Here is a 13,843-nt window from a genome sequence, read left to right on the forward strand (position 1 = left end):
TTTTTATGCTTCCCGCCAAATAACGCCCCAACCCTTGCATCCTCTCAATTTGCTATTGATTACCACGCTGAGTGAAAGCAGCGCTGGCAGACACTCCACATCCTTATACCAAAGTCTAAAAACCTACAACCAACGGCGTATAAACGAAAGTGGTAGCATGCCCGCTTCTTATTGTTAGCAAACTATCAATAAATTCATGCAATAGCGTCAGGAGACGAGTATGGGAATGTCATTGTCAAATTGGCGCCACTGGGTACCACTGTTAGCGGGACCACTTCTTTTTGTACTGATACAGGTACTGATGCCAGACACGCTGATTGATCCAGCCCCCCGCACGGTGCTGGCATTAACCGTATGGATGGGCGCCTGGTGGGTGACAGAGCCGGTTCCTATCCCTGTTACTTCTTTTCTACCCATGTTGGTACTGCCGCTTAGCGGTGTGATGGTGTTGGACGAAGCCGTTGTGGGCTACGCCAACCCGGTTATTTACATGTACATGGGTGGGTTTATTCTGGCCATTGCCATTGAGCGCTGGAATCTGCACCGACGCATCGCCCTGTCTATCGTCAACCGCATTGGCAACAGCCTGCGCAGCATCGTATTAGGCGTTTTGATTGCCTCGGCGTTTTTATCCATGTGGATATCCAACGCCGCCACAGCGCTTATGATGCTGCCTATTGCCGTCGCGCTAACCAATGAATTAGACGAACGCGACCAGTTTGAACGTCATCATCGCGATAGCTTTGCACGTATTTTGCTGCTAACCGTTGCTTATTCAGCCTCGATTGGCGGGCTGGCAACCATTATCGGCTCAGTGCCCAATGCCATCGTAGTGGCCATGATCCCGCAGTTTTTTGAAGGGGTAGAAATCAGCTTCTTGCAGTGGATGATTTTCGCGCTGCCACTCACGCTGATCTTACTGGCGATTTTGTACGTCTATCTCACGCGGATATACACAAAAATACCCAATACGCCGCTTGAGATTGATTTTGTGGCCCAAGAACTTGCGGCTCTTGGCCCTATGAGCCAGGAAGAGAAGCGTGTTTTGGGCGTATTTGTGGCAACGGCACTGGCCTGGGCGTTACGCGGCTGGCTGGCACCGTTTTTTGATCTGCCCATTAACGATACGATTATTGCGGTAACCGCCGCCATTGCGTTGTTTGTCATTCCTGCCCACAACGAAAAACGCGCCCTGCTGGTTTGGGACGATATGAAGGGCTTGCCGTGGGGCTTGTTTATACTTTGGGGCGGGGGTATGACGCTCGCTGCTGCGTTCATCGCCAGCGATTTGACCGGTTGGATCAGCGAGCAACTGCAGTTACTGGATGGCGTCAATTACTTCTGGCTACTGCTAATTATGGTGCTGTTAATGCTGTTTTTGACAGAAATCATTTCCAATACCGCAACGGCAAATATGGCACTGCCCATTACCGCAGGCATGGCTGCAGCCATCACGACCGGCAATCCGCTCGGATTAATGGTGGCGGTTGCTCTCGCCACTACGTGTGCCTTTATGTTGCCGATATCCACCCCGCCTAACGCCGCTGTATTTTCCACAGGGCGTATTTCTATTAAACAAATGGCCAAAGCGGGGTTTGCCATGAACCTCGTAAGCGCTATTGCGATTACGCTGTTTGTTTATTTTATTATGCCGCTGCTGTTACCCACACCTTAATTAGCGAACTATCTTTTCAAAAGAGTATTAAAAAAACCCCGGCCATTGCTGGCCGGGGATGATTAGTTCCTCCATAATCCTACACCACGAACATCCTGTTCATGCTTCCTTGTGTACCACAAATATCCTTATTTGCTCTTCCTTAATACGCTGTCCTTGCGCTATATGGCTACAATGGACCCTAAAGCGTCTGAGTTATCTAACCCAGGTTATGAAAAGATAAAACAAGCGCTTTTTTTACAAACATTTAATACACCCTGCAAATGTTTTATTTCAAAGCAAAAGCACCTGCCAACCAAGATTAATAATTATCGAATAAAATAAAAGCTAGACTTTAGACCTTTTCGATCTTAGCAAATTATAAAATAAAATTTATTAAATATTAAACAACTTGACTATAAGGAACGACACCAAATTACCAATAAATTTTTTGGGAGCCACTAATTAAAACGATTACGTTAGATATAACTCAAACATATATACTAATTTCCTCGTACTATTACTGCTAAATAGGTAATACGGACAACTCGCCTTTCAACCTCAAGCCTGGTATCGCCCTACGCCACAACGAGCCAACCCTGAATCCAGCCATTAAGCACAGCAGAAGGTCAACCCGCAGGCAAGCATTGGCCATTTTTTAAACAGAAGTTTGCCTCCATTGCGCATTGGATCAGTTCTGAAACGTTTTCGTACAATATCTTTACAATAATTATTTGTACACCAATTAACTTTTAGCTATGGTCTGTAGTGTTCGCGGCAAGGAAACCGCTAGCAAGGAAGCGATCGCTCAGGATGAGCTGCAAGATGTCGTGGATGGTCAAGGAGACGCAAAGAAGCCCTCGCATCGGGGGCTTCTTTTCGTCTGGTTCCATACCCAGCATTTATTCCTCCCCCACCCATGACGCTTCACTCCTATGCGCATATCCACCTGTTCGAAAGTCCAACTATTCGCAAGTTCATTGCGCCTGAAATAGAATAAAGTTAGCAGAAAGCCACTCGCTTAGCGCCAACGCCTTAGCGATTTTCGTTCAAAGCCTAATACGCCTGACAGCGACCAATGGATAATCAATGGAACTGAGCAGACAACAGCAGTGGATCTTCTCACGCCTTGCGCGTTTTTCAGGCGTGGGCCTGGTACTGGGCACGCTCTTCTTTGCGTTTTCGCTAACGCCGAGCCTTATACCTCGCCCACTCATCGCGCAAGGCATCGTGTCGGGGCTAAGTTTTACCGCAGGCTATGCGTTGGGAGTGATGGGGCATGGGCTTTGGCGTTACCTCCATTTACCTGAACCCAATGCGCGGCTGGAAACGTATTTTCACTGGTTAGCCGCCGCTGTATCCCTGAGCATCGCCGCTCTTTTTTTATGGCGAGCCGCCGAATGGCAAAATAGTATTCGCCAACTCATGGGGATGGAACCCGTTAGCGGCACACACCCCTTCTCCATTGCCTTAATTGCCCTGGGTGTCTTTGCGTTTTTAATGCTTATGGCGCTGCTTTTTAGGCGTACCTTCCGGCTGCTTTCACGTAAGTTGGCTTATATTTTGCCCCGCCGAGTGGCCTATGTGCTGGGCACGATCGCAGCTATTGCGCTGTTTTGGCTCGTTATCGAAGGCATTATTTTTTCGTATGCGCTAAAGGTGGCCGACCGCTCGTTTCAGCAGGTAGATGAGCTTATGCAAAGCGACCTTTCTCCGCCTGAAGACCCTCTAAAGCCCGGCAGCGCAGAGTCATTAATTAGCTGGGAAGCGTTAGGCAGCCGTGGCCGACGCTTTGTGACCGAAGGCCCGAGCGGCGCGCAAATCGGTGACTTTCTGGGCGAAGAAGCTCCTGACCCTGTCCGCGTTTATGTGGGTCTTAATGCTGCTGAAACGCCTACCGAGCGAGCCAAACTCGCGCTGGAAGAACTGATCCGAGTAGGCGGTTTCGAGCGTTCTGTCTTGGTATTAGCAACACCAACAGGGCGTGGGTGGATAGACCCAGGGTCGCAGGATACAGTGGAATACCTACACCGCGGCGACATTGCCACGATAGCGGCCCAATACTCCTATCTGCCCAGCCATCTATCGCTAATTTCTGAAGCCGATTATGGCGTCGAAAATGCCCGGGCGTTATTTGCAGTGGTCTATGATTACTGGTCCAGCCTTCCCAGTGACGAACGTCCTCGGCTGTACCTGTTTGGGCTCAGCCTGGGCGCACTTAACTCGGATCTTTCGTTTGATCTCTACGATATTATTGATGATCCCTTTAATGGAGCGCTATGGGCCGGCCCGCCTTTCCGAAGCGACACATGGAAACGCATTACGGCTAACCGTGACCCTGGTTCGCCAGCTTGGCTACCCAGGTTTCGCGATGGCTCGGTAGTGCGCTTTATGAACCAAACGCAGGGGCTTCAAGAAGTACCGGGAGAATGGGGAAATTTTCGTATTGCCTACCTGCAATATGCCAGCGACCCCATTACGTTTTTTGAACCCGCTTCTTTCTGGCGTGAACCAGACTGGATGCACACACCGCGTGGTCCCGATGTTTCACCCGATCTGCGCTGGTATCCTGTGGTAACAATGCTGCAATTATTGGTAGACCTTACTACCGAAAGCGCCCCGCCAGGCTTTGGCCATGAAATTGCGGCGGAAGACTATATTGATGCCTGGGCCGCGCTTTCCGAACCGCCCGGCTGGGATGAAGAGTCCCTGAAACGTTTACGTGACTTCTTTATTCACGCCAGGGAGGCAAGGATTCAGCACTAATCCTCAGGCTGTCTAGCTTGAATACCTTTACCGATAGCCAACAGGTAAGCGCGCCGTGAGTATCGACGCTCGAACGTTTTATCGCAACGGGCCGTCTCATCGCCAGCAGGAGCCCAGTAGCTTTGCGCTTATTCGGCGCCAGTTCGATTTTCGCTCCATCGAAATTGGCCGCTGGGTAACCCCTACTGAGCGCGACCGTGCAGCGGAGCTGTTTCATGATGCGCTGTGCGATTTGATGTTGATTCTACAAGGCCCCGAAACGCTGGTGTCATTACGCGGCTCACTGGCATTGCAGTATGGCAGCGGCGGGCGGCCCGGCGTTGCCGCCCATTACGACCCCGCCCAGCGCAGCTTTGCGCTGGCTAAGAACGCGGGGCCTGGCAGTATTGCCCACGAGTGGTTTCATGCCTTTGATCACTACATTGCGCAAAAGTGTTTCACAGGGCTATCTCGCAATATATTTGCATCAGCCGCTTGGTTGGCTGATGCGCCGCCTATTGTGCACCCGCTTAACCTGCGCCTAATAGAGTGCTTTACGGCCATTCTGCTACAACCCGGCGGCAAGCAGCCCAGCGAGCTTTTTCAGCACTCGGTAGCCATGGACCGCAAGCTGGGACAAGTGTATTACAGCAAACCGGAAGAGCTATGCGCCCGCGCGTTTGAAGCCTTTGTGCAGGACGCGCCGATCAAGAATCACTTTTTGGTTAAAGGCACCAAAGCCGCCCCAGAAGCCGAACTTGGCCTTTACCCCCAAGGCAGCGCCCGTCAGCACATTAATACTGCTTTTCAACGCTACTTCAGCCAGTTAGGCCTCGCCTTACGCCGCCCTCTATAAACCCTGGTTATCAGGTACCAGCCCGTTCATCGTCTCTCTGTGGGTGCAAAACCGCTCGCCTACATATCGGCGTTTACAAGACGACTAAGCATAAAGTCTAGGTTGTGCAGCCAAAACAGAGTCACCATAATCCGCGCGACTTTAGTTTATTAACCATTAGTTTAATTCAGAAAATAATGAAATATCCTGGATTGAAAATTCACGCTCAAGGAGCTGAAAATGTCGCTAAGCCTAGCGGGCCTGACCGCTATCGCTGCTATTGTAGCCATGCTGTTAAGCGGACGCGTATCGCCCCTGGTGGCCTTCGTCCTTGTGCCTATTGTTGCCGCCATTGTTACCGGCTTTGGTATTGATGATATCGCGATGTTTTATGAGCAAGGCTTCGCACGCGTTATCCCTGTCGCTGTCATGTTTGTGTTTGCCATTCTGTTCTTCGGTATCCTTCAGGATGCGGGGCTATTTGAACCGGTTATTCGCAAGGTGCTGTCAGTATCCAAAGGCAATGTGGTTAGCATTACCGTAGCCACCGCGCTTGTTGCCAGTATTGCCCACCTGGACGGCTCCGGAGCCACCACTTTTCTACTAACCATTCCTGCACTTCTACCAACCTACCAGCGCCTACGTATGAGCCCTTACCTGCTGTTACTGCTGGTCGGTTTGGGCGCCAGCATTATGAATATGCTGCCCTGGGCGGGCCCGCTCGCCCGAATTGGTTCAGTACTCGGCATGAGCCCAAGCGAGCTATGGCGCCCGCTTATTCCTCTGCAGATATTTGCGCTGATCCTTCTACTCGCACTGGCAGTGGTATTAGGCCTGCGTGAAAATCGTCGTATCAAGCGCCTGCCTTCACTCGACTCTGACGCTGCCTTGAATGACACAGCCACCGCCAATATTCAGGAAACCTTCAAAACACAGCCAGCCGCCGACAAGGTGCCCGGCTGGAAAACAGCCTTTAATGCGCTGCTGTTATTCGCGGTTGTCGTTGCGCTTACCATGGACACTTTGCCGCCCGCGCTGATCTTTATGATCGGTGTTGCCTTGGCACTACCGGTTAACATTCCCCAGATGGATGGGCAGATGCAGAGCATCAAACGCCATGCGCCCAATGCCCTTGTTATGGCCACCATTATTATTGCCGCGGGCACCTTCCTCGGGATTCTTAATGGCTCCAATATGCTGAGCGAGTTATCGGCGGATATCGTGGCAATTCTACCGGCAGCCGTGGTGCCCTATATGCATATATTGATCGGCATTTTTGGCGTACCGTTTGATCTTATTCTGAGCACCGATGCGTACTTCTTCGCCTTTTTGCCTATCGTGATTGAAGTGGTCGGCAATGCAGGGGTTCCGGCGGTTTCAACCGCGTACGCGATGGTGATCGGTAATATTATCGGCACCTTTGTTAGCCCCCTTGCCCCGGCCGTTTGGTTAGCGTTACAGCTTGCCGGGCTGGAAATGGGCAAACATATCCGTTACTCCTTCGGCATTATGTGGGTCTTCAGCCTGGTATTACTGCTTTTTGGCTACCTTATCGGTGTCATCACTCTGTAACCCAAAGCTGCGCGATAGCCGCTCGTAAAACGCTGTGAAAAAAGCTCGCTGAGGTATTCCCTCATGCGAGCTTTTTTATGCTTTTTTTCAAACGAGGTAGCAAGTAGTCAGGCCTTTAATTACCCGGCTGGCCTGGGAAAGGAACAAATTCGGTATTGTCGTCAGGTGGCAGTTGGAAGCGGCCATGTTCAAAATCGCCTTCAATCCATGCTTCCTTGGCGGCTTCAAGCTTCTCTTTGGAAGAGGCGACAAAGTTCCAGGACACGTAGCGCGGGCCGTTAAGCGTCTCGCCGCCCAGCAGCATTAAACGCGCGCCGCGCTCGCCTGCCGTAACGGTAATCGGGTCGCCTGGGCGGAACACCATCATCCGGCCCTCCTCAAACACTTCACCGGCGATAACCACGCTGCCCGAGGTAATATAAACGCCTCGGTCTTCATGGTTATCAGGTAGCGGCAATTTAGCGCCCGGCATCAAGCTAGCATCGGCATAAAACATGTCCGAGAAGGTCTGTACGGGCGCTTTCTCACCCCACGCCGTGCCTAGAATCAAGCGCACCTCTTTGCCTTCACCCTGCAGTAGCGGCAGTGCGTCCTGGCCCTGGTGCTCAAAGGTGGCGGGTTTATCTTCGTGTTCTTCAGGCAACGCTACCCAGGTTTGAATGCCAAACAGCGAATGGGTTGGCTGCCGGCGGGTAATGGGACTAGTGCGCTCTGAATGCGTCACGCCATTGCCAGCCACCATCCAGTTGACCTCTCCCGGATAGATCATTTGGTTGGTGCCTAGGCTATCACGGTGCTGAAACTCCCCTTTATAAAGGTACGTAACGGTGGCCAGGCCGATATGCGGATGAGGGCGAACATCGATTCCACCTTCCGTTAAGAACTCGGCAGGCCCCATTTGATCGAAGAAAATAAACGGGCCGACCATCTGCCGCTTGGGCGCAGGCAATGCGCGGCGCACTTCAAAGCCGCCCAAGTCACGCGCACGGGGAATAATCAGCGTCTCGATATCCTTCAGACCACCCGCTGATGGGCATTGGGGTTCAATCGTCGGCATCCAACTCATGTGCTGCACTCCTCAATAATAGCGTAGGCAAGGCGGCCCGGCTTTTTCGTTATGTTTTATGACGTAGTAACCGTTATCGGTGAAGATAAACCTGCCTTGCTGCCCCAAGTGAGAGATAAGCCACTGGCGACAGATTCCGCCGCCAGTGGTTACTCGTGATTACTTGCTTGTCAGCGTGCTGTAGCTGTTCATCAGGTTGCGATAATCAGGGATGTGGTTAGCAAACAAGGTACCCAAACCTTCAACATCATTACGCCAGTCGCGGTGAAGCTCACACGCCGCGCCAAACCAGCTCATCATTTGCGCACCGGCGGCTGACATACGGTCCCAGGCAGCATCGCGCGTCATGGCATTAAAGGTGCCGGATGCATCGGTGATCACAAACACGTCAAACTCTTCTTCCAGGGCAGAAAGTGCCGGAAAGGCAACACACACTTCGGTAACGATGCCCGCGATAATCAGCTGCTTTTTACCGGTCGCTTTAACGGCTTTCACGAAATCTTCGTTGTCCCACGCGTTAATTTGGCCAGGGCGAGCGATGTAAGGCGCGTCGGGGAAGCGCTCTTTTAACTCAGGCATTAACGGGCCGTTAGGGCCATTTTCAAAACTGGTGGTCAAGATAGTGGGCAAACCGAAGTACTTTGCTGTATCAGCCAGGGCCAATACGTTATTTTTGAAACGGTCAGGTTCAATGTCGCGCACCAGTGAAAGCAGGCCCGCTTGATGATCAACCAACAATACGGCGGCGTTATCTTTATCTAGACGAACGTAAGGTTTTGACATGATCCACTCCTAGCACTCGGTTAATGGAGCCATCACCATTGGCAGCTCCGGTTGGCCTTGCGACTTACAAAACTGAGTGTAGATGGTCGTCTACTCGGTGATTAGATGGGAAAATCACAACACACCGTTTCAATTTGAGAACGATAATGACAATCCCCAATCTCAACGACCTGTACTATTTTGTCCAAGTGGTGGACCACGAAGGCTTTGCACCCGCTGGGCGAGCCCTGGGCATCGCCAAGTCAAAGCTTAGCCGACACGTTGGGGAGCTTGAAAAACAATTAGGGGTATTGCTACTCCACCGTTCAACACGGCATCTGCGTATGACCGATATCGGCCAGCGTTATTACCTGCACTGTAAAGCCATGCTGGAAGAAGTTGAGGCTGCCCAGCAGGTAATTGAAGAGAGCCAGTCTGGGCCTTGCGGCATCATACGGCTTAGCTGCCCCACCGGGTTACTTAACTTTCATGTCAGCAAGATGCTGGCGGATTTCATGAGTCTCTACCCCCAGGTACATATTCACTTGGAAGCCACCAACCGCCATGTAGACCCCCTGACGGAAGGTATTGATATTGCTATTCGTGCCCGCCCTCTACCGTTTGAAGATAGCGACCTGTTCCACAAGGTGCTGTCAGCAAACAGCCAGTGCCTAGTGGCCAGCCCGAAACTGCTCAGCCGCTATGGGAAGCCGAAAGCGCCCTGCGACCTTGCCCGCTTTCCCAGTATCAGCCGTGCAAGGCCCGTTGAACAGCACGCTTGGCGATTACAGCGCAACGAACACATCGAGGTTATTGAGCATACGCCACGCTTTATTACCACCGATATGACCGCCCTTTACCATGCCACGCTAGCAGGTATTGGTATTGCGCAAATGCCCAAGCTGGTGCTGCCGGGCGCCATTGATTCCGGCCAACTGACGCTTGTTTTACCGGAATGGGAACTGCGCCAAGAGGTGATTCACGCGGTTTACCTCGCACGCCGCGAGTTACTTCCCTCAGTGCGCGTGTTGCTGGACTTTATGGTGGAACGCTACGCCGAGCTGGAACTATAAATCACTAACGCAATTACATAACACTGGGAGCCGGGTCTATGCTGACGTTACCAACACAGGAGGTGCAATATGGCTCAACAACAGTGTGCTTGCCCGAAATGCGATTGTTCCGTGGACGACCAATCCATTGAGAAAGATGGTCAGAAATTCTGCTCCGAGGCGTGTGCTATTGCCCATACAGACGGCTCCACGGGCTGCGGTCACAACTGTAGCTGCGGTAAGTAGCCGCCTGGAAACGCAATGGTAGTCGTTAAGATATCGTGCGTGTCCGGCAGCCTCTGCCGGGCGCTTTCTGTTTTAGTGTATTCCACTCCGGCATTGCGTGGTGCTTGAACGGTAACGCCTTGCCATCGTGCTAAAACGAGCCCGGTGCACTAAGCTAAGAGTTCATCCAAGCCACTTACAAGGAATGTAAAATGCCTTCTACTACCGTTATTGTCGTTGTTATTGTTGTCATTGCCGTACTGGGTATTGGTTTCAGCGGCGGCCTGCCATTCTAACCTATTAATAGCTGGATTAATTTTATGGGGCAGATGGGGAGACGCAAATTTCCACGCCCTATTTCCACGCCCTACAAGAAAAGCCCGCTGAAAAATCAGCGGGCTTTTTTGCTTTTCTGGCCAGAAAGAAGAACCCGGTGTTCCGATAACGGTGATAAATCGCCGGGGCCAAGAAAAACAGTGGTCTTTATTTATCACACTCCAGAATGAATAACTGGGTGTGACTGGCGCTGCGGATTACCGGCCCATACGCAATCCGATAACACATCTTTCCAATCAGAAGCCTTCCAACACAGCCTTGCCTTTCGCCTTGCCGCTTTCCAGAAGCGCATGGGCACGGCGAAGGTTTCCGGCGCTGATGCGCCCGTAGTTATCGCCAACGGTCGTGCGTAAGACACCTGCATCAATCTGCCGCGCAACTTCATTGAGAATGTTGTGCTGCTCCTGCATGTCCTCTGTCTCGTACAGCGAGCGGGTGTACATCAGCTCCCAGTGTAACGATAGGCTCTTTCGCTTCAGCGGTACGACATCCAGCGTCGCCGGATCATCAATCAGGCCCAGCCTGCCCTGGGGCTTCAGTGACTCAATGATTTGCTCGTAGTGACGATCGGTTTGAGTCAGGCTTGCGACATAGCTGACCTCAGGGATGCCGATGCGCTTGAGTTCTTCACTGAGTGGCTTGGTGTGGTCGATGACATGATGCGCGCCAAGCTCGGCGATCCAGGCCTGGGTTTCAGGGCGCGAAGCCGTACCAATGATGGTCAGCCCAGTGAATTGCCGCGCCAGTTGAGTCAAGATCGACCCCACCCCGCCAGCAGCGCCAGTGATCAGCAGCGTTTCGCCACGGTCCGTGGTATCGCGCGCAACCCCCAAGCGGTCGAAAAGCAGCTCCCAAGCGGTCAGGGAAGTCAGCGGCAGGGCCGCAGCCTGGCCGAATTCCAGCGACTCGGGCATTGAACCGACGATACGCTCGTCTACCAGCTGCAGTTCGCTGTTGCTGCCCGGGCGAATCAGCGACCCGGCATACCAGACCCTGTCACCGGGCTTGAACAGTGTCACGCCGGAACCAACCGACTTGACTACACCCGCAGCGTCCCACCCGAGAATACGCGGCTGGCTTTCGTCCTCGTGCGGTACGTAGCCCTGCCGCACCTTGGTATCGACAGGGTTGACCGATACAGCCTTCACCTCTACGAGCAAATCGCGTGGCCCCGGCACTGGATCGGGTAGGTCGATGTCCACGAGGGCATCAGGATGCTCAACAGGCAAACATTTAAAGTGTGCAATGGCTTTCATTCAAAGCTCCTCAGGAGACACGGTACATTTTCGTGACAGAAAATTTTTCAGCAGCATGCTCGATAACTGGCAGCGCCGCTTCGTCCCGCTACCGGATCGAAGGCCATGCGAGCCCCGACCCGACGGTATCACTTGTAGCGTTCTAGCCAATGAGCATAGGGAGCAGGCAAGGTCCAGGATGCTCGCTCTACCCCTAATTCCTGAGCGGCGAAGTAGGACCAGTTAGGGTTAACCAGATGCGACCGGCCAATCATTGCCAGATCCAGCTGGCCACTCTTAACGGCTTCTTCAGCAACTCTCGGTGTACCAAAGCCCCATGCCGAAGCCACGGGGATTCCCGCTTCACGCCCTACTCGCTGGGCAACCTCGCCCATAAAGCCCGGCCCCCAAGGAACGTTAGCGCCTGGGATGGTGAAGCCGATACTGACGCTGAGCAGATCCAGCCCACCGTTCTTGAAGCGACGTGTCAGTTCGATAGCCTCGGTCAGGGTCTGTTCGTCGCGGCCATCGTATTCGATGACACCAAGACGCGCGGTCAGTGGCAGGTGCTCCGGCCATACTTCGCGAACCGCCGCCAGTGTTTCCAGCAGGAAGCGGCTACGGTTATCGAAGCTGCCTCCGTAGGCGTCATCACGATGGTTGGAGTGCTCGGAAAGGAATGACTGGGCCAGATAGCCATGGGCGAAATGCAGCTCCAACCACTCGAAACCAACGTCACGCGCACGGCGAGCAGCCGCCACGAAATCCTCGCGCACCTGAGCAATATCTTCCAAGGTCATGGCTTTCGGCTGTTTGTCGAGGTGGGCGCCAAAGGCAACCGCCGACGGGGCGATGGTCTGCCAACCGCGCGAATCATCCTCATTAATATGGTCATCGCCTTCCCACGGACGGTTTGCGCTGGCCTTACGTCCGGCGTGGGCAATCTGGATACCCGGCACTGAACCGGCCGCCTTGATCGACTCCACCACCGGCACGAACGCCTGGGCAAGATCGTCATTCCAGATACCGGCGCAGCCGGGGGTGATACGGCCTTCGGACGACACAGCGGTTGCCTCGACAACCACCAGCCCCGCCCCACCACGTGCAAGAGAGGCGTAGTGCACACGGTGCCACGCGTTAATCAAGCCATCCTCCGCTGAATACATGCACATGGGAGGAATCGCGATCCGGTTGCGCAGCGTGACGTCTTTAAGCGTAAAGGGTTGGAACAGCGCGGACATTAAGGTTTCTCCAAAGAGGCATTATTACTTAAGTTCGATAATATTCGAACTATGGGCAAAGCGCAAATTCGTGTATGATTTATCCATGCGTCCTTTCAAACATCCCCTTGTTAGCGAGTTCGTTCTTGAGCGTCTACTTTACGCCTTGAGCGATCCTGTACGTCTGGAGATTATCCGGCGCCTTGCCACATTAGGTGAGGCAAGCTGTGGCGAGCTGGACGGTGGCCGCCCGAAGTCCACCATGTCGCATCATTTCCGGATATTGCGCGATGTCGGGTTAGTAAACACCCAGACCGTCGGTACGACCCACATGAATTCGTTGCGTAAAGAGGATGTGGATAGCCGATTCCCCGGCCTGCTGGAAGCGATCCTTTCCCAGCCTGAATAGTGGCTATACGCCATGACCGCCACTTTTCTACTCGATGAATGGTACGCGGCAGATGGGGAGACTCGAACTCCCACGCCCTACAAGAAAGCCCGCTGATTTTGCTCTCAGCGGGCTTTTTTTGATGCCCTATTCGCTTACCCGGCTATTCGTTCAGTTTCTCGGGGTTGGGTGGGCTACCTACTCTCACTTCGCTGAGGTCCTCATGGGACAGGCCGCGCAGCAATGAGAACATCATTACAAACACCAGAATAAACATTGGCAGGCCAACAACGGTGATTACTTCCTGCAATGCGGTAAGCCCTGCATCGCCCGCCAGCACAATCAGCATGGCCGCCAGCATGCCTTCCGAGACACCCCAGAATACGCGCTGATGCCATGGGCCAGGGTCTGGACTGCCGGTACACAACATATCGACCACCAAAGATGCTGAATCCGATGAGGTAGCAAAGAAGATAGCCACGATTACCACCGCCAAGCCCTGGATTAACGTAGCGGCCGGGAAGTTATCAAAAAACGCGAACATGGCGAGCGGGATGCTTTCAGCCACCGCAGCAGATAAGACACCCGCTTGATCCCCCATTGCTTCCCGGGCCGCTGACCCAATCCCGTCAATCTCCATGGCCGACCAGCCAAAGATGGCAAACCACACCAGCGTAAAAATGGATGGGGCGAATAGCACACCAAGAACGAACTCACGGATAGCCCCCTCTGTCAGCCTAGTTTTGCGGTTGG

At 53.0% G+C, this 13,843-nt stretch carries 12 protein-coding genes; 7 read left to right on the top strand and 5 right to left on the bottom strand.

The annotated features are described in order from the left end of the window. The first annotated feature begins 226 nt into the window (after positions 1 to 226). The 4 genes from ACT3T7_RS14095 (at position 227) to ACT3T7_RS14110 (ending at position 6,806) form a co-directional block, all read left to right on the top strand. Positions 227 to 1,675 carry an SLC13 family permease gene (locus ACT3T7_RS14095; RefSeq protein WP_225733806.1) on the top strand — a complete coding sequence of 483 codons (1,449 nt, stop codon included), beginning with the start codon at positions 227 to 229 and terminating at the stop codon, positions 1,673 to 1,675. 1,068 nt (positions 1,676 to 2,743) lie between these two features. Next, entirely contained in the window at positions 2,744 to 4,420 is a 1,677-nt protein-coding gene (locus tag ACT3T7_RS14100) for an alpha/beta hydrolase (RefSeq protein WP_444631347.1), read from the top strand. A gap of 55 nt (positions 4,421 to 4,475) precedes the next feature. Then, positions 4,476 to 5,255 (top strand): CLCA_X family protein, encoded by a 780-nt coding sequence (locus ACT3T7_RS14105; protein ID WP_444631348.1) that lies wholly within the window; start codon positions 4,476 to 4,478, stop codon positions 5,253 to 5,255. Between the two features lie 219 nt (positions 5,256 to 5,474). Next, entirely contained in the window at positions 5,475 to 6,806 is a 1,332-nt protein-coding gene (locus ACT3T7_RS14110) for a CitMHS family transporter (RefSeq protein WP_444631349.1), read from the top strand. A 115-nt stretch (positions 6,807 to 6,921) separates the two neighbouring features. Here ACT3T7_RS14110 and ACT3T7_RS14115 read toward each other — a convergent pair whose 3' ends face one another. Both ACT3T7_RS14115 and ycaC read right to left on the bottom strand, forming a co-directional pair. After that, on the bottom strand, positions 6,922 to 7,872 hold the full coding sequence (locus ACT3T7_RS14115) for a pirin family protein (RefSeq protein WP_444631350.1): 951 nt from the start codon (positions 7,870 to 7,872) through the stop codon (positions 6,922 to 6,924). 159 nt (positions 7,873 to 8,031) lie between these two features. Then, positions 8,032 to 8,655, bottom strand: a complete 624-nt coding sequence (gene ycaC / locus ACT3T7_RS14120; protein WP_192528638.1) for an isochorismate family cysteine hydrolase YcaC — start codon at positions 8,653 to 8,655, stop codon at positions 8,032 to 8,034. A gap of 146 nt (positions 8,656 to 8,801) precedes the next feature. Between ycaC and ACT3T7_RS14125 the strand changes: the two genes are divergently transcribed. After that, positions 8,802 to 9,707 carry a LysR substrate-binding domain-containing protein gene (locus tag ACT3T7_RS14125; RefSeq protein WP_444631351.1) on the top strand — a complete coding sequence of 302 codons (906 nt, stop codon included), beginning with the start codon at positions 8,802 to 8,804 and terminating at the stop codon, positions 9,705 to 9,707. Positions 9,708 to 9,776: 69 nt separating this feature from the next. After that, positions 9,777 to 9,932 carry a metallothionein gene (locus ACT3T7_RS14130; protein WP_444631352.1) on the top strand — a complete coding sequence of 52 codons (156 nt, stop codon included), beginning with the start codon at positions 9,777 to 9,779 and terminating at the stop codon, positions 9,930 to 9,932. A 551-nt stretch (positions 9,933 to 10,483) separates the two neighbouring features. Here ACT3T7_RS14130 and ACT3T7_RS14135 read toward each other — a convergent pair. Together ACT3T7_RS14135 and ACT3T7_RS14140 are read right to left on the bottom strand one after the other, a co-directional pair. Next, positions 10,484 to 11,503: a zinc-binding alcohol dehydrogenase family protein gene (locus ACT3T7_RS14135; protein WP_444631353.1), complete on the bottom strand. Its 1,020-nt coding sequence runs from the start codon at positions 11,501 to 11,503 to the stop codon at positions 10,484 to 10,486. 128 nt (positions 11,504 to 11,631) lie between these two features. After that, a complete protein-coding gene (locus ACT3T7_RS14140) occupies positions 11,632 to 12,723 on the bottom strand; it encodes an NADH:flavin oxidoreductase/NADH oxidase (RefSeq protein WP_172117158.1) in 1,092 nt (363 codons plus the stop codon). 85 nt (positions 12,724 to 12,808) lie between these two features. Here ACT3T7_RS14140 and ACT3T7_RS14145 point away from each other — a divergent pair, with 85 nt between their 5' ends. Then, entirely contained in the window at positions 12,809 to 13,111 is a 303-nt protein-coding gene (locus ACT3T7_RS14145) for a helix-turn-helix domain-containing protein (protein WP_172117315.1), read from the top strand. 142 nt (positions 13,112 to 13,253) lie between these two features. Here ACT3T7_RS14145 and ACT3T7_RS14150 read toward each other — a convergent pair. After that, positions 13,254 to 13,843: BCCT family transporter (locus tag ACT3T7_RS14150; RefSeq protein ID WP_444631354.1), on the bottom strand; the 590-nt coding region annotated here is incomplete at its 5' end.

The sequence above is a fragment of the Halomonas sp. 111 genome, from assembly GCF_052379685.1.
GTDB classification, from domain to species: Bacteria; Pseudomonadota; Gammaproteobacteria; order Pseudomonadales; family Halomonadaceae; genus Vreelandella; species Vreelandella citrativorans.